The sequence below is a fragment of the Cryobacterium lactosi genome (assembly GCF_004403945.1).
Lineage (GTDB): Bacteria > Actinomycetota > Actinomycetes > Actinomycetales > Microbacteriaceae > Cryobacterium > Cryobacterium lactosi.
In genome coordinates this window covers 15,749-33,540 of sequence record NZ_SOHM01000017.1, presented here as the reverse complement: position 1 = coordinate 33,540, position 17,792 = coordinate 15,749, and the positions used below count along the sequence as shown (strand labels likewise).

Here is a 17,792-nt window from a genome sequence, read left to right as displayed (position 1 = left end):
AGGCTCTACAGTGCCGCGCAGCGGCTCCTCTAGGAGCCGGCCTCCGTGCCGGTGACCGTCTTGCATGGCTATTTTGTTTGGTACTTCTCGCGTATGGCGGCCTCGACAACGCTACGGATCGTTGCGCCGTCTTCCGCGGCCGAAGCTGCGTCGATGAGTTCGAGAACATCGGGGGCCAGCCGGGTACTGAACGGCACCGTGGCCTCTCGGCGCGGCCGGCCGCGACGCGGTGCGGCGCCAGCCGTAGCCGCGGGTGGCTCCGAGGCCACTGGCGTGACCTGAGGAACCGGCGCACTCTGGCGGTAGTCCACCGGGTCTACGCGCTCGTCGGGTGCCGCCTGCGGCTTGCGGCGGCGGCTGAGGTCTGGTCGGTCTTGCTGCTGGTCGCTCATCGAATCACCTGGTTCACGATCTTGGTGTACGCGGCCACGACGGGCGCGCCCTTTCTATAGTTGCCGTACCACTCCCCCGTGAGGCGAACTTCTTGAATGATGGCCCTTTCGGGTACTAGGGGCATGAGAAGCATTCCGGTGGCGCGCAGCTCGTCCGTGCTGGCTACGGCTGGGCGGGAGGGGATTGTCTCTTGTACCCTGCCGAGGACGATCCCGGCCTCGGAGAGCGTGATGGGTGCGGCGATGCGTGTTCTGCTGAGGCGGAACTGTTCGACAGTGCGCCGTGCGCCTGCAACGCCGTCCACGCCGTCACTGGAGGCCGTGGCGGCATAAACAATCGAGTCGGCAGCGTTCAAGGCTGACAGGATGAGCGGGCCGCCCTGCCTGTTGGGGCAGTCGATAACCACCAGGTCAGCGGAGATACCGACAAGTGCCGTTCGTAGTCTCAATTCGGCGTGGTCTGCTCGATCGGCCTCACGGTTGGAGACGTTGCGAGCGGAGGGAATCACGCGGAGATTCTTTGACCAGGTGGACTGCACGGCCAAGTCCTCGCCCCATCCTTGCGGGTCTTCGTCTCCGAGAATCGCGCCGACGTGGAGGCCTTCACCGGAGGGTGCGACGTCGAGCCATTTGGTCGCTGCTGCACGGGGGTCAAGATCAACCAGGACCGTCCGCCGGCCTTGCTCGGCGGCGGTCATTGCGATCGATACGGCGGTAGTCGTTTTCGAGACGCCGCCCGATTCGCTGTAGACCATTAATATTTGCATGCTTTCAATCATTCCTGCTTGCATTCCTTCTGTCAATGATTCCTGCTTGCATTCCTTCTGTCAAGGATTCCTGCTTGCATTCCGTCTGTCCATCATTCCTGCATTCTGTCTTTCTGTCTTTCATGCATTAATTATCCGCCTGGAAGAACGGGCAACTCTCGCTATCGCGCCTACCGGGGGAGTGTGAGGGGGTCGCCCCTCACCGGCCGGCCCACGAGGGCCGGCTGACAGTTGGTTCTGGCTAGTCGGCCTCGACGAGGCACTGGGGGCAGCTCTTGGCGATTGACAGGGCGCGGTTGAAGTCGTCCATGCGGTGCAAGCTCTGGTGGCCCGCGCAGGCGGAGAATCGTTCGGTCATGGTGTTGCCTTCCGGCTGGGGGAGGGGCGGCCGTGGCCGCCCCTCCGGATGGTTAGTCGTTGACGCGGGTGAGAGTGTCGACGAAGATCACCTATCCGGCGCTGTCGATCGTTGCCGTGTGCGCCAGGGTGTACCCGGCTTGTGCGTGGTTGTGCAGATCCTCACTGCGCTTGGCGAGCTGACGGGTACGGCTCCATGTGTCGTCGTCGCCTTTGGTGATGGGCGTCTCGATTGTCTGGATGCTCATGGTGGCCATTGCTCTTCCTCCCGTTCGCTAGATGTTGCGGAGCATGCTCACGACCGTGGGGAACGGGGACAGGCTCTCAACGAGGGTGTCGACGGTTCCCGGGTCGGGCTTCTGCGCGAATGACTTCTGGACCCGCGCGAGCTGGCGGTCTGTCAGCCCCACGGTTTTGCCGTCTGGGGTGGTGCCGACTGCGATGGCGGTTCCAAAGATCACGGTCGGGTTGCCGAGCAGGTGGGCGAGCACGGTTGCGGGCAGGTTCAGGGTCGACCCGTTGATGAGTCCTTCATCGTCCACGAATAGGTCGATGCCGTCGGCCAGGTCGACAACGGCAAACATGCGGCAGTCGATGGCGGCGGCTATATCCGTTCCGCTGTTCTGACCGTCCAGGTCGAGTGTGGTGATGGTTTCGGTCGGTTTGATCTTGACGCTGCGGATGGTGGTGGTGGTCATTGTGTTCCCTCTCCAAGGATGGTGAGATACGCGGGGTCCCGGGCTCTCGTGGGCAGTGGTTGTGTAGTCGTCCACCGTTTTTCTGCCCTTGGTGGCAAGAGAAATCGATTGAGAGCGGGAGTGCCGTAGTGCACGCAATCTGGTGCGAAATAAGGGAGCTTGCGACCGCGTGCCAGATTGTGGGTGACGAAGGCACGCAAGCGAACTACGATGACCGGCCACCAAGGGAAGAAAAGTTCTATCAGGTCAGGCCGGCGCAGCCGGTTCCGCGTGGATACGGCCTCCGTGCCGGATTCACCTGGGGGAGTGTGAGGGGGCGCCGTCCCCCTCACGGCCGACCCCGTGAGGGTCGGCCCGACCGGTCAGGTGGTGGCGGTTGAGCTGGCGGTTACGTCGTCTTGGTCGCCTTCCCAGAAGTGGCCTAGTCCTGCGTCGACCATGCTTCGGATCAGCGCGGCCGCATTGATGCCGTGTGCAGCTCGGTCGGGAAACGACAGGGTGACGGTGATGCTCTGGGTGGGGGCAGCCTGGTCGACGTCGCCGTGCTGCGCGTCGGTGGCGTATTGGTACGTCCACGCGATGGCCACGGCGCCGGTCGGGCCGTCGCCTGCGGCCGTGATGGCGGCGCGGTGTTCGTCCTGGCCGAGGTGGGGTGCTCGGCTGCAGCTCCACGGGATCCCGATAACGTCGACGGTCGTGGTTCCGCACGTGGCCCCGGTGGGGCTGAGGTCGGCGGCGGGGGCGTCCTGGTCGACCTGGTGCGCCTCGAGCGTGGCGGGGCGTTGGTAGGTGATGATCATGGCCGGATCTCCTGTGGTCCCTGTGTCGGGACCGTTCTCGAGGGTGGGTGCCGGGCGGGGCCGGCTGCAGCTGGTGGGGGAGTGTGAGGGGGTGCCCTCTCACGGCCGGCCCTGGGTGGGCCGGCCGCTGGGGCGGGATTACTCGGGCCGCACGAGCTGCTGAATCTCGGCGTATGGGGCGGTGTCGGTCCAGGTGTAGCCGGTGGTGACGCTGACTGTTTTGAGGTTGGCGCGCACGACTTCGCGCCACTGGCCGCGGATCTTCACCCGGTCGCCCTTCTTGACGGTGGCGCGGTCGTAGCCGGTGGCTTTGCCGCTTTCGACCTGGGCGGCGCGTACGGCTTCCCAATAGGCGATCTGGTCGCGCTTCTCGTCGAGGTGCGGAGCGAGGCGGGCCGTGCGGGCCTGGATCTGCTCGGCGGTGGCGTCGATGTAGCCGCGTGTGTCGTCGTAGCACTGCGCGGTTATGCGGCGTTCGAGCTTGCGGAGCTCAGCGCCCAACGTTTCGATGCGGTTGGCCACGGTGACCGGGTTGTAACGGGCGTCTGTGGTGTGGGTGGCCGCGTCGGCGCGGGCCTGGGCGACGGTGGCCTCTGCGCTGGCTTCGACTGATTTACGCATGGCCGTGTCTGCTTTGGCGATCGCGTTGCGGTGGCGGCCTTCTGAGTGGTGGCCGACCTTGATCGGCTCGCCTCCCTCGGGCAGCCGGTCCAGCGCTGCGCGGGCCTTGTCGTAGGCGGCATCTTCCGCGCTGGTCTTGCGCGCTGCTTTCGCGGCCAGGGCGTCGACCCGGTCGGCCTGGCGCTCGATCTTTCCGGCCTCGACGTCGGCGGTTGTGCGGTGGCCGTTGTCGATTTCGGTTGTGACCTCAAACCCGGCGGCTTCAAGTGCCGACTTGGTGCGGGTGATGGTGTGCAGCTTCGGCAGGCGGTCCCGGGACTGGGGGACGAACCAAGCGCTGATGCTGCGGCCCCAGCGCCATCCGGTGGACTTGAGGACTTCGGCGGTTCCGTCGCCTCGGCTGGTCCCATCGATCATCGTTCCGGCTTCGTGGGTGTGGGTGATGGTGAGCATGAGTTCTTCCCTCGATCTAGGCGAAGCTGTCGGCGCAACGGGTGGCGGTGCAGGTTTCGCCCGGCTGAGTGTCTGCGGCACCTTCGGACCGGCAACCGCTGCAGGCGCACCCGCTGGCGTAGCGCTCCCCGGGGTAGGTGTTCTCGTACGGGTAATCGGTCTCAGCCATCGGTTCTCTTCCTCTTGAACAACTGTTTTTTTGCCCTATCTGGCAAGAGAAATCGATAGCGACCGGGAGTGCCGTAGTGCACGGATTCTCGGGCGAAATATGCCCGCAGGGCGCGTCCGAGAATTTGGGTGACGGAGGCACGGGAGGGAGCTACGGTGAAACGCCAGAAAGGACAAAAAGCCCCATTGGACAGTGCCGCGCAGCGGCTCCGATTCGCTTGTGACGGCAGCGCCGTCTTGGTTTCAGAGTGATGTCACTCTGATAGCCCCGGCCGCGCAGCGGCTCAAATTGGGGGAGGGGTACAGCGGCCGCGCCGCTGTTCGGTCACGGCCCGTTAGGGGCGGGTACCTGGTCATGGCGACGTGTTCGTTGGCGCATTTCGTGGCCGGTCCGCCCACTACCGCACGCAACACGCCCGGGAATCGAGTAAACAACACAATGATCAGGCTGTATTCAGGCAATATTCGACAGCGAATATTTCCGCTACCAGGCATTTAGTAATCCGCTGCTAACGGCGCTCAGACGTCGTTCGTTTCACTTTCAGGGTGAATCAAATCTCACTCGTAAACGAGCACTTAGGACGCGGCACCCATTCCTCCGCGTGGCCGACTGGGGCGGAGGTCACGTGGTGCTAGGGGACACTTCGCAAAAGTTAGGTCACACCGACCGGAAACCATTCATTCGTGACGAGAAGCATTTGAACCGTTTTGCTGTCGGCGTGTTCGCGTAGCGTTGTGCCTACGGCGACGTGCTTGTGAAACGACTCGTGTGAAACGACTTCATACGAAAAAGAAATGGCCCCGGGTGCAACCGGGGCCAATCCAAGAAAGCACTCACCGATCCGCAATAACCCAAACTGCACGTAAGGAGAATTGATGACGATCGATCTGTCAAATGGTATGAGCGAGTACGCCAGCCACGATACCTCAGGGGCTTCAGAGAGTGTGGGTCCGCGGGGGTCGGGTGGGCGCCGTTCTGCGGTCTTCTTCACGGTCTTGGAGCGGTCACTGGCCGTGATTTCGGTTTCCCGGAATCTTCTGAGCCTGCTCGATAAGACCACGCAGTTCTTGGCGCAGTGGGGGTGGATCCCGCCCCGTCTCGCTTGGTGATCCGGCTCCCCACGCGCGCAAAGCGTCCAGGTTGAGGCTTTCGACATCATCGTTGCCAGGGTTCCGTGCCACAAATTCTTGGGGTCGCTGCGTGGGTGGGCCCGGCGTGGCAGTGGGGGACTGTCACGCCGGGTTGGAGCAGACGTTACTCCTGGAGAACGTCCTCGGTTTCGCGGCAGGCAGTCGTACCCTGGCGGTCGGCGTTGGTCGACGAAACTGGCCAATGCGTTCTCGGCGGGATTGGTTTAGTTCGCCCTGACCGACGGCGATTCGGTCAGGAGCTGCTCGAACTGGTCCTCCGTCGTGGCGCCGGCGCTAATGAGGGCGGGCATGAACCGGGCGATCGCGTCAAACCCCGCCGCCTGGCTGCCGTACACCCCCAAGGACACCAGGTGGCTGGTGCCGTTGGACATGCTGAGCTCCACGCAGGGGTAGTGCTCTTCTGGGGTGATGCCCATCCGGACGGCGTCGGCGAAGGTGTTGCTGTCCAGCTGCTCCTGGATGGAGACAACCTGGTCGAGGTTGATCCACACGTCGTCGGCGCCGACCACGGGGCGGGTCCGGTCGTGCTCGTAGGTGGTCACGGCAAGTTTGATGAAGCGCATAAGGGCGTCCTTTCGAGTAGCGGGTCCTCGAACGCTAAGCCGGGCCGCCGCCAGGGTGACGGTTGGCTTTGGGTCCTGTGGAGAACTTGCCGGGGTGGGGGAGTGTGAGGGGGCGGGGGCCCCTCACCCGCGGTCGCCCCGGTCACGGGGCGGCCGCGGCCCGCACTCATTTGACCGGCAGTGCCTGCAACGCGATCTCGAGGGCACGGTCGTAGCTCATACCGCCGGGGCGGATGGTGCCCTTTCTGAACCGCAGCTCTTTAGGTGTGCGCATGGTGCCCTGGTAGTTATCCGGGGCCTCGTGCAGGGGACCGTAGCCCGGGTTCAACAAGGCCCACCTGGTGAAGGGGTGCCCCGCGTGCAAGACCTTGTCGATGAACACAGGGGTGGGGTTCTGGCACAGCGCCCAGAACCGGGCCGCTTCGCGCCGCCCGGTGAGTCGTTCGCCGATCGGGCTGGCTGTCAGGCCGGGGGCGGGCATCCGCCGGGTGGTCGTGTAGTGCACGTACGGGCGCAGCTTCGAGTCGTCCCGGGCAGGAATCGCATCCATCGCTTGGAGCGAGGCCCGGGCAGCTTTGGCGTGAACGCGGGCTACCGCGTTGTCGTGGCCATGATCCAACGTCCACACCCGAGCATCGAGAACACAGCACACCAGATTCCAGTCGTAACTGTAGAACTCCACCAACCGCTCCAGATCCCGAACCGTCTTCCACCCCGGGATGGCGTACCGGGCGAAGAACGCGTTCGCGGCTTTCCGGTCGGCTGCAATGTCATCACTGCTGCGTACAGGCCCGGTGACAACGACGTGGGACAGATACATGAGACTCTCCGCTCAACTGATTTTTTTGCCTGTCTGGCAAGAGAATCGATTGAGAGCGGAAGCGCCGAAGTGCCCGCAGTCTCGGGCGAAATAAGGGAGCCTGCGACCGCGTCCGAGAGTGTGGGCGCAGGCGCGGGAGCGAACTACGATGACCGGCCAGACAGACAAAAAAGTGCCTGAACCAAAGCCGGCCGCAAAGCGGCTCCACAGGGTTCGCGTTTGTGAAGGTGGTGGCGTCGGTAGGCTGCGGGCATGCCGGCGACCGAGAGTACGACCACCCCCATTGATCTAGCCCGTCAACTGGGCCACACCGATAACGGTCGAGCGATTCGAGGATGGTTGCGGCTACATCACCCGCGTCCCGGCGTCGAAAAGCACCAACCGTGGGTCCTCACCAACTCGTTAGCCACCGAGGTCCTCGCCGTCTTCCAGCACTGAGCCGCAGTCGCACACCCACTCCAGCTGAGCGTGGCGTGGCCGCGTTTACGCGGCGTCGCCGAGGTACTGCCAGCGGCTCTCTGGATTGAGGTTGCCAGCTGCGACGAGCTCGAGCGCGCATCGGTGGTCGGCCAGGTTGTCACTCGAGCGTGGATAGCGCGGCCAGACCCGTTCTCCGGCGTTGCTGGCTTCGAATAAGGGCCGGCTCGACACGTGAGGGCGCTTAGGCCGGTGCCGGGGGTGGGTGTTCATGGTGGTGACTTCGGCTTGCCACCACGCCCACACCTCCCGCTCCACCCGATACCGCTCCAAACGGGCCAACAGCGTCCCGGCCACACCGAGGATCTTCGCCGCCTGGTCACGGAGGTCCTGCTTGGACCTGGCCCACCCGTCACGGTGGCTGACGAGGAGTTTGTGTCGGCGCAGCCGGCCCAGGATCGTCGCGGTATGCCGGGCAGTGACGCCCAGAAGGCGGGCGGCGGTCTCAACGGTGACGGAGGAATGCTGCTTCAGGAGGGCGTAGAGCTTGCCAGCGAGGTGACCCAGACCGCGGCGAGTGAAGAGGTCGTGACGTTGGTCGGTGAGTTGCGCCTCGAGCTGGGCCACGAGAGCGGCGCGGGTGTTGAAAAGCTCGTCAGCGCTACGCGTGACGACAGGCAGATCGGCGGCGGGGGGGCGGGGGTTATGTAGTGGTTGTGACCGGACTGTACGTGGGGTTGTGGAAAACGTGGAGACTAGCCGCCATTCCGCTGCGTTTCCCTCGTCGCTGGCCGTGACCTTCTCGACGTAGCCGGCCTCTGTGAGGGCGATGAGCGCGTTGGCCGCGGTGGTACGGCCCAGGCCTGCCATGGGGCCCAGGTCCCGGATCGAGGCGGCGACAACGCGTTTGCCGGTCTGCAGCGTCAGGTACGCCAGGGCCCGGAGAATCGTTTGCTGGTTCGACGTAGCCTCCGTTGCACCCCACCGGCCGGGGTTGACCCGGAACCGCTCCAGCAGGTCCGCCACACCGGTGACGATGGCGTCCAGCTCCGTGAGGTCCTCCGGGGGTTTCTGTGCCGGCAGGGGGCGTTGCAGGGCCGCGTACTGCACGGCGACGTTCCACTGGCGCTCCAGGCGGGCGCGGGCCTCGCCGGCAGAGCGGGGGCGGCGGCCGCCACGGCCGGTGTTCTTCGTCCGGTAATGCTCCATCCCCGGCGCACTCTTCACAGCGTGTTCGACGTCCTGGAGAGTCCAGCCGGCATTCGCGACCGAGAGCAGGCACATGAACCCCGTCCAGGACGGGTTGCTGCCGCCGTCAATGGTGGCCATGTGCGCAGCACCTGCGGCGCTCAGTGCGCGGTGGCCCCGGTGGTGGGTGTCTACGGGCCCGGACGGGCGGCTCTCCTGCGCCCGCAGCGCAGGCTTCCGCTCCTCAAGCAACCGGGCCAGGGCCGCTAGGTCGGCGGTCGTCGTCGACGGGGCAGCCAGGGCGGCCAGGGAGCCGCGGAGCACGGTGGAGTGGCTACCGTCGCGGTGTGGGGACAGCGGCGGCCGGGCGGCGCCGGTGACAGTGTTCAGGAGCATGCCGAAGTCCAACTGGCTATACGTGACCTGGGCAACCCGGGCAACAGGAGCCACGTTGCTCTTAGCTGCCCCGTCCTGGAGGGCGATCCAGAGGTGGCGGCCGCCAGTGCCTGAAGACTGGCAGACGACGTGCTCGATCGACAGCTCGTCGAGGATGCGGGAAAGGGCATCGCACTGGTCGGCGGCTTGCTCCATCAGCTCAGCGTCGACCGCGCCCTGGATTTTGCCGTCGAAGTCGAAGCAAAGGAACCGAAACAAGCCCGTGTCATCGGCCAGGTTCATCGCCCACGGCGTCGTGGGCTCAACCGGTCCGACCCGGTGAATCAAGGGGTAGTTGTTCTCATCCAGACGGCCATACGCATCGCGTTTCATCACCCGGACCTGGTCGCGCGGACTAATACGGCGCGTCAAATCCCACGCTGTCCGCTGCTCCGTAGACACGCCGAACACCTTTCTGGGTGCATTCGGCATGAAATCAGCTATGCTCTGTGGCATAGAGAAACCTCCCGTGAGGGCTGGTGATCTGGATTAGCTCGAACCTCTACCGCCGGGAAGCTGAGAGGGTTTGAGCTACGAAACTTGCAGAAGCCCGTCGCGAAAGCGACGGGCTCTTTCGTTTAAGCGGCTGGTATGGGCAGCTCCTCGAGTTGGGGGCGGCCGATGTCGAGCACCGGGAGGTGCCCGCCGTTCTCCGCAAGTGACCGAAGCAGAGTCTGCATGTACAGGGCCTTCGCCGCGCCACTTGCTGCTGCCGCCTCGTTCACGAGGGCGAAGATTTCCGGGTCAACCCGGACCTGCAAGAGGACAGTTGGTGCGTTGTCCTGGCGGCGTCTGCGTCCTGGTTCCATGGCCATGGAGCCAAGGGTGGCAGAACACATCGCTATTAATACATTCACCCGGCGGCGTGTCGGATTAACTGCCGAGGAGGTACGCCTCGTAACCCTGGAGCGCCGTCCGGAGTGCGCTGGAATCGAGCGCATAGATGACTCGCTGGCCTTGCCGCTTCTCGCCGGCGTCCGAAGTGACGATGCCTGTCGATTCCATTTCCTGGAGGTGGCGGAACACGGTTTGGTAGGTGGTGTTGAGCTCTCGCTGGATTGCACCAGACGTCATCCCTTCTGGGTTGAGCGCCAGTAAGCGGATGATCGCACCTCGAAGGGGATTCGCACCAAACACCACTGTCGCCCTCTCGGCCGATGGCGGCAGAGGTTCTTCAGGGGACGCATAGCGTGGCATCCCCTCATTCTGCCGCAGCTGAACAATTCACGACTCTACACTAACACTTAATGTTAGAGTCGAATTAGAGGTGCTGGCGTGACGCAGACGATTAAGACAAGACCTTGGCACTGGCCGGCACAACAGCGCCAGCGATTAACCCAGGACGAATTCCAGGACCTGGCCGAAGTCACGGGTGACGAGATCTCGACGAGCGGTGAAAACGGTCCCAGCAGGCCGGCGGAGAACGTCGTCGGGGGCATCATCCTCGACGTAGCCCATCGATCGGAGATCGATGAGCGCGGCGTGGACTGCGGGGCGGCTCATCGTGTCGCCAATCGCGTCGAACAGTGCGTTAAAGCTCAAGGGCCTGGGAAGCAACACGCGGAGCACAAGCACGCGGGAAGGCGCGGAGAAGAGCTCTTGGAACAGTGCCACCCGGTCAGGGGCATGTTTCATCAGATTGTCGTCGCGTGCCATGCGCTCAATTCTGGCGTGGATCCGCGCATTTCCGGCCGCAACACGACTCGTTTGCGGTTAATGCAAACGCATCTAATTACGTGTGTAAATCAACAAGACTCCCAATGTCGGTGGTCGCACATAGGGTTTCGAATCGACCCGTTTGCGTGACCACATGAACAGTCACCGAAATTCAGGGAATTTGAGCGGACACACAGTCCGGACACACCCCTCGTTCAGGTGGCATTTGGGGGCGAAAAAGTAGAGACTAGTCAGGGCCTTTGGGGGGCGTCCTATATCCCTCGGATGCGTAGCAAGAGTTCGAGAGGAGATACCGCACATGAGTGACACCAGTCACCGCAGCACCCGCGATGTCTTCGGCGCGGCTGACCGCGCCGGAGATTACATCGAGGAAGACACCACCCACATAGCCCCGCCGACGCCTCGCCGTCGAGCGGAAACAACTGATGGTGCCCCCACGCGCCTCCCAGCGGGGATTGACGCAGAACCCGTCATGACACCGGTGCATGTGGAGCTCGCACCTGAGGGGCCGGCCACCGTGAACCTGGCCAGCACCTCGGTACTGTTTGGTGGGTCGGCGACCGCCCTGGTCGCCGGGTCGCGAATGACGAACCCAGCCAAGGCCACCACAGGGTTCCGGGGCGCCCTGGCGAATCTGGGCCTGCCGGTCGGGCCCAGTGCCGCGGAACTGGGGGAGCGGCGCCTGCAAGAGCAGCGCACAGCCCATGAGACCACCGTGCGCCAGGCGACGTGGACACGTGCGGTGTCGGTGCTAGTGAACAACCCGAAGGGCGGCACCGGGAAGACTCCGACCGCGTTGTTGCTTGGGGGAGTGCTCGCCGCGATTCGTGGCGGGTCTGTCGCGATTTTGGAAGTCTCCGACGACCCCGGCGCCTTGAACTTCCGGGCTGAGGGGAACCCGCAGCTCGGCTTGGGCGAGCTGGTCCGCGACGTCGACCAGGTCGGCACCGTCGGCCGCCTCGCCGGATACACCGCCCCGCAAACTTCGTTCGCGTCCGTGATCGGATCCACCGGGCGACGTGAACGCCTCACCGGCGACTCCGTCGTGGCCGTGTCCAACGTCATCGACGAGTTCTACGCCATCCGCGTCATGGACTCCGGCAATGTCCCCACCTCCTCCGCATTCCAGGGCGCCGTGTCTGTAGCCGACGTCCTCGTGATCCCCGTCATGAACGCTGGAGACTCGGTCCTGGAAGCCATCCAGCTGCTCGAGGAGCTCCGCGCTGCAGGTGGCGACTCCGCCGGACTGGCCAACCGGGCGATCGCTATCCGACTCACCGACGGACGCCCCGAGAACGACGCCGTCCGCCAGGAAGTCGAACGCCTCCTCAACCAAGCCGGCGTCACCGCCCTGCACGACATCCCCTACGACGCGCACATCGCCGAGCGCGGACAACTGACTCTCGCCCAGCTCCAGCCCGCGACCAGAGAAGCATTCGTGGCCGCGGCCGCGAGCGTGGTCCGAGCACTGCAATCCGCGGTCTCCACCGCCCCCACACAGAACCGAAAGGCCTAACCCACCATGCACGACCTCATGCTCCGCGCGGCGATCGACAATCCCCTCGACGGGATCCTGCCTGACTTCTCATTCGGCGGAGCCGAGTTCACCGCCCTCTGGCAAAAACTCATCGCCGCCCTCTGGGCCATCGGGATCCTCGTCTCCATCGGATACCTGATCTTCGGAATCGTCGCCATGGCCGGGGCCTCCGGAGACACCAACCCCAACCCACAAGCCCACGCCCAAGGGCGACGCAAAGCGGTGTGGGCAGGCATCGCCTTAGCCGCCCTGGCAGGCCTAGCGATCATCGTCGGCGCCGTCCTCTCGTTCGCCGGCTAACCGCCCCTCACCCAAGGAGTCCCCTCATGCGAATGGTTACCGCATCAGGCCGCAGCCGGTGGCCTCTCGTCATCGGTGGCGGCCTCCTGGTCCTCGCTATCGGCGGCGGTATCGCCTACACAGCGACACAGCCGGCGACCGAACCGGCCACAACACCCACCCCGAGCGTGCCCACAGCAACACCGACACCGACCGCCACAGGTGGCGCGTCCGGCAGCGGTGACAACGAAGATGACGTCGCACCCACCGGCTGTCTCGGTGGCCTGGACCGCGACGTCAACATGGTTCTCAGCGCCCAGAAAGCGGCCAAACATAGCGCCTACGGAGCTGTAGAAGTCGCCACGGCCTTCTATCGATTCGTCTGGCAATCGCCCTACCCAGCCTCAGCAGATGCGATCGCTGTAAGCGACGCCATCATGTCTACCGGCACGCCGGAATCGTATCGGGACCTCGCTGGCACCTATGCCTCCACTGACGACCTCACAAACGGTGAGGTTGAACCTGGTGCCCCCTTCCATCTGTCAACCACGAACGGGCTCTGGCTCGTCGGTGAGAACTCGAAGGCTGACCGCGTAACGGTAAATATTGCCGCCGGCTACGTAGTGAATGGAGAACTGAGCCCAACTAAGGTCACAGCTCAGGCCTTCGTCATGGTCTGGGAAGACGGCGCATGGCATGTGGCCGAGGGCGAACAGCCTGACGCAGAGAAACTCACTGCTGGCGGCAACCGCTACACCGGGGGCTGCTGATGGCAGCGGGAGACGGCTGCACCAACATCGCCACCTGCGCATGGGACGGCGCAACGGGAGGAATCAGAGATGCAGTTGGCGGTGTGAATAACGCCGTGAATACGGCTGCGGGTGTCGCGAACTTCTGGTCGGATCCAGCGGGGAATTCGTTCAAGATGATGCAGAACGGGGCCAAGGGCCTGGCCGATAACGTGCTGCCGGCGCTGACGCACGCGACCCTGCCGGATCTGACCGCGGATTGGTTCCTGCAGGCGTATCGGGTGTCGTTCGCCCTGGCGATTTTCGTGTTTGTCGCTTTGCTGATTCCTCAGATTGTGCGTACCGCGCGCGGGCACCAGTCAGGCCGCGAGTTGGGCGAATCGCTCGCGTTGTACGGGCCGGCGTTCATTCTCGGTGCCATGTTCGGGCCTGCGCTCGGCGCGTTCCTCGTGTCATTCTTTGGTGCCCTGTCGGATTCGCTGATCTCGTGGGGTGTGACGAACAACGCACAAACGATCGTGGACAAGTTCTCCGTGATGCTCTCGGAGGAGAACAGTGACGGTTTGGCCGGCGGCGCCGTTCTCGGGGTGATCTTGATGTTCTTCATGATCCTGGGCTTGTTGATTGTGCTGCTGATGCTAATCGTGCAGCTCATCACCCTCTACTTCTCTGGGGTGCTGTTTCCGTTGGGGTTCGTGTGGATTGTTGACCCGCAGAAGCGGAAGTTCGGGTCCAAGATCGCCTACCTATGGTTCGGGATCCTCGCGTCCCATCCGCTGCTGTTCTTCCTGCTCGCGATCGCGTACAGCATGATGTCCGCGCAGGTCGACGTGTTCTCCGGGTCGCCTACGCTTGCGAAGACGGTGACGTTGGTGGTATCGATCCTGGCGTTGTTCATGGCCGGGCTGTCGCCGCTGGCATTGACGAAGTTCGCCCCCGTCATCCCCACCGGTGGCGGCGGCGCGGCGGTTGCGGGCCCGACAATTGGGTCCCAGTCGATGCAGCAGGCCGACGCGAAGTACGGCGGCAGCAGCCCCAGTAGTTCGGCGAGCAGCAAGAGCGATGACAGCTCGTCGGCATCCGACGAGTCGGATAACTCACCGGTCACCACCGGCGGCACCGGCAGCACGGGTAGCAGCTCCGGAGGCGGCGCTTCGGCTGCAGCCGAAGGCGACACAGCGACGTCGTCGATCTCGGAAGCCGCCTCACTCGGCGGCACGGCTGGCGGGACGACCGCCGGCGCCACTGCAGGCGGCGCGACTGCCACCGCTGGTGGGAGCGCCGCCGCCGCGGAGACCGGGATGGCGGCAGCTGGGGCGGCGGAGTCGGCGACTGGTGTCGGGGCGGCGATCGGGATTCCCACGATGATCGCCGCCGGAGCGAAGGCTGGTTTCGATACGACAAAGAAGGTCACTGATTCGGTGACGGACGCTGCGGTCGCTCCGGTGGAAGACCACGAGCAGCACTATGGAAAGGACTCCACCCATGAGTAACGCGGAGTCCTACGTCCGGCACCTGGGTGGTGAGACGGGTCACCGCGGATTCTTTGGCGGCACCGCCTCCAAGACCCGCGTATTCCTGTTGGCCGTGTTCATTGGCGGCGGCATGGTCGGCATGGTCATGGGTTTGGGCTGGCCGGCCCTGCTCGTGGCTGTGGCCGGGGTGGGCATCACGATGCTCACGACCGCACGCACGCACCGGGGCACGGTGCTCGAGCGCCGCCGGAAGCGGGCCCGCACCAGGGCTCGCCGCCGGCTCGGCACCGACGAGTTCCTGCCCTACGAAGTCGGGGCGTGGGACCAGCTGCAAGAAGCCATCAACCAGGGAACCAAGACGGAGAAACGGGCAGCGGAGCGCACCGCACTGAAGATGCGAGCAAACCCGGACGGCGCCGACGGTATGGGCTGGCTGCAATACGCCTCGAATATGCCCGGCATCGCCTGGCATGCTCCGATCGGTGAACAACCGTACCTATCGGTGGCGTTCTCCGTGTCAGGGCAGTTGCGCGGGATGGAGACCGCGGCCGCGCTGACCCGGGCGGCTAATGCCTGGGGGAAGTTCCTGGCCCGCCGGGCGGCACCGTCGTCGTTGATCCGGGACGTGCAGACTCTCACCCGCGTGTTGCCGCCGGACTCTGCCCGGCAACAGCAGTGGGTGAAGACCCGCCTTGAGCCTGTTCACGAGGAGTGGACGGCCGCGCAGCGGGAGTCGTTTGAGGCGCAGAAGCTCTCCTATGACGAAGTGATCCGCAAATCTAGTGCTGACGCGATGGTGCAACGCCACTACGTTGTCGTGTCGTGGCCGTTGGATCAGCAGTTCATCGACGCCGCCACCAAGTTCGGCCGCGGCCGCGACGCCTGGCGAGCTCTCATGGCCGACCAGATCCTAGCCACCGAACGGGGCCTGAACGACGCGAAGATGGGCGACGTGCGTGCCCTGACGGCGAAGCAGACGACCGCGTTGATGCTGCACCAGCAGAACCCGCACCTGCCCATCGACCTCACCCGCACCGTCGACCCCCTCCAGGCCGGACTCCGCTCGCACGATGAGTTCTCCGCACACGTCGTCGAAGACGTCGACCCGACAGCGCTGATCATGGGGGACGACGGCCCGGTGTCACCCCCGGTGACCTGGTGGCACCGGACGGCCGCGATACACGGCCAGAACCTCGCCGTCGCCGGCCGCAGCCCACTCTGGTGCCTGGACCTACTCATCGGCCGAGAACTCACCTTCGTCCGGTCCGTGTCCTTCCACCTGCACCTGGTCCCCGCCGGACAGGCCAAAGCGAAGGCCCGTGCGGACGTTGTCCGTGACCTCGCCGGGGTCCTGGCCGACCAGCAGAAAGGCCGCCTGGTGTCCGACGACTCGACCACACGAATGTCGGCCGCGCAACGCCGCTCCGCAGACCTAGCCGCCGGCTCCCACCACCATGGCGTCGACTGGATCGGGTTCATCACCATCTCCGCGCCCACCCGCGATGACCTCGCCCAAGCGTCCCGGCAGCTCGAGGAAGCCTGCGCGACCGGGCTGGGTATCGAGCGGCTTGATTGGCAGGACTCGTTCCAGTCCGCCGCGTCCGGCACGACCTGGCCCATCGGCCGGGGCCTTCGCCCCGCAAGCCCAACATTGACGTCCCGGGCGATCAACCGGCTCGCCGGCCGCACCGAGAAAGAAGCCCTCTCATGACCCACAAACCCGCCACACCAGGCGTCGAGACCGTTGCCGGCAACCGCACCCACGCGGCGGTGAAGAAGCCTTGGTACGCGTCCGTGCCGGGCCTGCGAATCTTCCTCTCGCCCACAGAGAGCGTCCCGCCCGTCCTCACCGGTGAAGAGGACGCGGCCGCTAACGACCAGGTCGGGCCGACCGCCCGACCGGTAGACGTGCCCCCGTTCTCTCGCCCCGGAGCCGTGCTGCGTGCCTCACCGGGCGCGGCGGCACGGGGTTGGTATGCGCCGAAGCTGGCCGGGGCGCCGACGACGACACGGCAAGCCGAAATCCTGAACACCGGCATCATCGGTGCCCCAACGGGGATCGAGGGCGTCGTCAACGGCACCGACAACCTCTCCTCGACGATGATCAGCCACGACGCCCCAACTGCGTACAACGCGTCCCCAAGGAAGTTGACCTCACCGAACGTGCTCATCATCGGCACCGTCGGGTCGGGGAAGTCCTCGTTTACGAAAACGGTGATGGTGATGCGGCCGCTACTGCTGAAAAACCACCGTGCGGTGGTGTTCGACAAGAAGGACGAGGGCGGCGAAGGCGAATACGCGGCCCTGACCCGACGGATGGGCACCGAACCACTCCGGTTCGACCCGGACGGCACCGGGACCAGGTTCAACCTCATGGACCCCCACATCGCGCAGGGCACCGGGCTGCAGGGGCAGATGCTGCTCATCAACGCGGTCGCCCGCATCGCCCGCGACGACACCGCCGCCACCGAATGGGAAGAAAAAGCCACCCGGCACGCCCTACAGCTGCTCTTCGACAAGTTCCAAGACACCGAAAGGGCTGCGACGACGACGGACCTGATGCCGTACCTGGGCATGGTGCCCACCGATCAGGGACTGTCAGGGGAGGCGTCGGAGCGGTTTCACCAGGCTGGGCTGTCGATTCGGTTCGGGCTGCAGAACCTGCTGGAGACCTACGCCGGTGTCTTCGACGGCGAGACCAGTCGGCATGTGGATCTTTCTCACAAGCTGACGACGTTCGATATTTCCCAGTTGCCGGATTCGGGGCCGGCGATTCCGACGGTGATGGCGATCGGGAACATGTGGCTGATGGGCCGGCTCCGCCAGGAGCGCGGGTTCATCACCAACGTGATCTACGAAGAGGGCTGGCACATGATCGGCGGCCCCTCCGCCCAGCTCGTGAAATCCAACCAGAAACTCTCCCGCTCCCTCGGCATCTCCAACGTTTTCGTCATGCACAAAGGCACCGACATCCCCGCCGACAGCCCCGGCTACACCGTCGTCCAGGAAGCACAGACGGTGTACGCGTTCCGGCAGGACCGCCCCGAAGACGCCCGGTGGGCGCAAGAGACGTTTAACTTCGCCCCCGACACCACCGCCACACTCATGGGCTTGAACCCGGGCAACTGCGTGTTCAAGTACGGGTCGAACCCGGAAACCCACATCCGCCACATCCGCTCGGACTGGGAGATCGAGGTCACCAACACCGACTCCGCCATGGCCGCCGGCGACACCCCCACCTGAC

At 64.7% G+C, this 17,792-nt stretch carries 19 protein-coding genes; 6 read left to right on the top strand and 13 right to left on the bottom strand.

The features are described 5' to 3' along the window. Window positions 1-68 precede the first annotated feature (68 nt). From E3T61_RS08920 to E3T61_RS08870, 13 genes are all read right to left on the bottom strand, one after another. Window positions 69-392, bottom strand: coding sequence for a hypothetical protein (locus tag E3T61_RS08920; protein WP_134640510.1), 324 nt, complete (start codon window positions 390-392; stop codon window positions 69-71). Then, complete coding sequence (locus tag E3T61_RS08915) at window positions 389-1,171, bottom strand: ParA family protein (RefSeq protein ID WP_241992476.1); 783 nt, start codon at window positions 1,169-1,171, stop codon at window positions 389-391. Before E3T61_RS08915 ends, E3T61_RS08920 begins: the two co-directional genes overlap by 4 nt. Before the next feature lie 437 nt (window positions 1,172-1,608). Then, complete coding sequence (locus E3T61_RS21895) at window positions 1,609-1,773, bottom strand: hypothetical protein (protein ID WP_166793190.1); 165 nt, start codon at window positions 1,771-1,773, stop codon at window positions 1,609-1,611. 18 nt (window positions 1,774-1,791) lie between these two features. Continuing rightward, window positions 1,792-2,214 (bottom strand): DUF3846 domain-containing protein, encoded by a 423-nt coding sequence (locus E3T61_RS08910; RefSeq protein ID WP_134640509.1) that lies wholly within the window; start codon window positions 2,212-2,214, stop codon window positions 1,792-1,794. Window positions 2,215-2,576: 362 nt separating this feature from the next. Continuing rightward, window positions 2,577-3,014, bottom strand: a complete 438-nt coding sequence (locus E3T61_RS08905) for a hypothetical protein (protein WP_134640508.1) — start codon at window positions 3,012-3,014, stop codon at window positions 2,577-2,579. Between the two features lie 138 nt (window positions 3,015-3,152). Beyond that, window positions 3,153-4,088: a DUF3560 domain-containing protein gene (locus E3T61_RS08900; protein ID WP_134640507.1), complete on the bottom strand. Its 936-nt coding sequence runs from the start codon at window positions 4,086-4,088 to the stop codon at window positions 3,153-3,155. Between the two features lie 16 nt (window positions 4,089-4,104). Then, window positions 4,105-4,257, bottom strand: coding sequence for a hypothetical protein (locus E3T61_RS21890; RefSeq protein WP_166793189.1), 153 nt, complete (start codon window positions 4,255-4,257; stop codon window positions 4,105-4,107). Window positions 4,258-5,611: 1,354 nt separating this feature from the next. Next, entirely contained in the window at window positions 5,612-5,971 is a 360-nt protein-coding gene (locus tag E3T61_RS08895; protein ID WP_134640506.1) for a hypothetical protein, read from the bottom strand. 166 nt (window positions 5,972-6,137) lie between these two features. Further along, on the bottom strand, window positions 6,138-6,791 hold the full coding sequence (locus E3T61_RS08890) for a hypothetical protein (protein WP_134640505.1): 654 nt from the start codon (window positions 6,789-6,791) through the stop codon (window positions 6,138-6,140). A gap of 483 nt (window positions 6,792-7,274) precedes the next feature. Then, the gene (locus tag E3T61_RS08885; protein ID WP_241992475.1) at window positions 7,275-9,164 is read right to left on the bottom strand and encodes a hypothetical protein; all 1,890 of its coding nucleotides are present in this window, start codon (window positions 9,162-9,164) and stop codon (window positions 7,275-7,277) included. A 245-nt stretch (window positions 9,165-9,409) separates the two neighbouring features. Beyond that, complete coding sequence (locus E3T61_RS08880) at window positions 9,410-9,646, bottom strand: hypothetical protein (protein ID WP_134640503.1); 237 nt, start codon at window positions 9,644-9,646, stop codon at window positions 9,410-9,412. A 58-nt stretch (window positions 9,647-9,704) separates the two neighbouring features. Further along, complete coding sequence (locus E3T61_RS08875) at window positions 9,705-10,028, bottom strand: ArsR/SmtB family transcription factor (protein WP_134640502.1); 324 nt, start codon at window positions 10,026-10,028, stop codon at window positions 9,705-9,707. Window positions 10,029-10,163: 135 nt separating this feature from the next. Further along, window positions 10,164-10,487, bottom strand: a complete 324-nt coding sequence (locus tag E3T61_RS08870) for a hypothetical protein (RefSeq protein WP_134640501.1) — start codon at window positions 10,485-10,487, stop codon at window positions 10,164-10,166. A gap of 319 nt (window positions 10,488-10,806) precedes the next feature. Between E3T61_RS08870 and E3T61_RS08865 the strand changes: the two genes are divergently transcribed. The 6 genes from E3T61_RS08865 to E3T61_RS08840 are packed head-to-tail and all read left to right on the top strand — an operon-like array spanning window position 10,807 to window position 17,791. Next, the gene (locus E3T61_RS08865; RefSeq protein WP_134640500.1) at window positions 10,807-12,024 is read left to right on the top strand and encodes a MinD/ParA family ATP-binding protein; all 1,218 of its coding nucleotides are present in this window, start codon (window positions 10,807-10,809) and stop codon (window positions 12,022-12,024) included. 6 nt (window positions 12,025-12,030) lie between these two features. After that, window positions 12,031-12,345: a hypothetical protein gene (locus E3T61_RS08860; protein ID WP_241992474.1), complete on the top strand. Its 315-nt coding sequence runs from the start codon at window positions 12,031-12,033 to the stop codon at window positions 12,343-12,345. 26 nt (window positions 12,346-12,371) lie between these two features. Beyond that, window positions 12,372-13,094: a hypothetical protein gene (locus tag E3T61_RS08855; RefSeq protein WP_134640499.1), complete on the top strand. Its 723-nt coding sequence runs from the start codon at window positions 12,372-12,374 to the stop codon at window positions 13,092-13,094. Then, the gene (locus E3T61_RS08850; protein ID WP_134640498.1) at window positions 13,094-14,566 is read left to right on the top strand and encodes a hypothetical protein; all 1,473 of its coding nucleotides are present in this window, start codon (window positions 13,094-13,096) and stop codon (window positions 14,564-14,566) included. Before E3T61_RS08855 ends, E3T61_RS08850 begins: the two co-directional genes overlap by 1 nt. After that, the gene (locus E3T61_RS08845) at window positions 14,559-16,259 is read left to right on the top strand and encodes a hypothetical protein (protein ID WP_134640497.1); all 1,701 of its coding nucleotides are present in this window, start codon (window positions 14,559-14,561) and stop codon (window positions 16,257-16,259) included. Before E3T61_RS08850 ends, E3T61_RS08845 begins: the two co-directional genes overlap by 8 nt. Next, entirely contained in the window at window positions 16,256-17,791 is a 1,536-nt protein-coding gene (locus E3T61_RS08840) for an ATP/GTP-binding protein (protein ID WP_134640496.1), read from the top strand. The genes E3T61_RS08845 and E3T61_RS08840 overlap by 4 nt, the downstream gene beginning before the upstream one ends. The last annotated feature ends 1 nt before the right edge of the window (window position 17,792 follow it).

Excerpts from the sequence above, each read along its gene's own strand:
- E3T61_RS08920 (WP_134640510.1), bottom strand. The coding sequence starts at position 392 with ATGAGCGACCAGCAGCAAGACCGACCAGACCTCAGCCGCCGCCGCAAG.
- E3T61_RS08915 (WP_241992476.1), bottom strand. The coding sequence starts at position 1,171 with ATGATTGAAAGCATGCAAATATTAATGGTCTACAGCGAATCGGGCGGC.
- E3T61_RS21895 (WP_166793190.1), bottom strand. The coding sequence starts at position 1,773 with ATGGCCACCATGAGCATCCAGACAATCGAGACGCCCATCACCAAAGGC.
- E3T61_RS08910 (WP_134640509.1), bottom strand. The coding sequence starts at position 2,214 with ATGACCACCACCACCATCCGCAGCGTCAAGATCAAACCGACCGAAACC.
- E3T61_RS08905 (WP_134640508.1), bottom strand. The coding sequence starts at position 3,014 with ATGATCATCACCTACCAACGCCCCGCCACGCTCGAGGCGCACCAGGTC.
- E3T61_RS08900 (WP_134640507.1), bottom strand. The coding sequence starts at position 4,088 with ATGCTCACCATCACCCACACCCACGAAGCCGGAACGATGATCGATGGG.
- E3T61_RS21890 (WP_166793189.1), bottom strand. The coding sequence starts at position 4,257 with ATGGCTGAGACCGATTACCCGTACGAGAACACCTACCCCGGGGAGCGC.
- E3T61_RS08895 (WP_134640506.1), bottom strand. The coding sequence starts at position 5,971 with ATGCGCTTCATCAAACTTGCCGTGACCACCTACGAGCACGACCGGACC.
- E3T61_RS08890 (WP_134640505.1), bottom strand. The coding sequence starts at position 6,791 with ATGTATCTGTCCCACGTCGTTGTCACCGGGCCTGTACGCAGCAGTGAT.
- E3T61_RS08885 (WP_241992475.1), bottom strand. The coding sequence starts at position 9,164 with ATGAAACGCGATGCGTATGGCCGTCTGGATGAGAACAACTACCCCTTG.
- E3T61_RS08880 (WP_134640503.1), bottom strand. The coding sequence starts at position 9,646 with ATGGCCATGGAACCAGGACGCAGACGCCGCCAGGACAACGCACCAACT.
- E3T61_RS08875 (WP_134640502.1), bottom strand. The coding sequence starts at position 10,028 with ATGCCACGCTATGCGTCCCCTGAAGAACCTCTGCCGCCATCGGCCGAG.
- E3T61_RS08870 (WP_134640501.1), bottom strand. The coding sequence starts at position 10,487 with ATGGCACGCGACGACAATCTGATGAAACATGCCCCTGACCGGGTGGCA.
- E3T61_RS08865 (WP_134640500.1), top strand. The coding sequence starts at position 10,807 with ATGAGTGACACCAGTCACCGCAGCACCCGCGATGTCTTCGGCGCGGCT.
- E3T61_RS08860 (WP_241992474.1), top strand. The coding sequence starts at position 12,031 with ATGCACGACCTCATGCTCCGCGCGGCGATCGACAATCCCCTCGACGGG.
- E3T61_RS08855 (WP_134640499.1), top strand. The coding sequence starts at position 12,372 with ATGCGAATGGTTACCGCATCAGGCCGCAGCCGGTGGCCTCTCGTCATC.
- E3T61_RS08850 (WP_134640498.1), top strand. The coding sequence starts at position 13,094 with ATGGCAGCGGGAGACGGCTGCACCAACATCGCCACCTGCGCATGGGAC.
- E3T61_RS08845 (WP_134640497.1), top strand. The coding sequence starts at position 14,559 with ATGAGTAACGCGGAGTCCTACGTCCGGCACCTGGGTGGTGAGACGGGT.
- E3T61_RS08840 (WP_134640496.1), top strand. The coding sequence starts at position 16,256 with ATGACCCACAAACCCGCCACACCAGGCGTCGAGACCGTTGCCGGCAAC.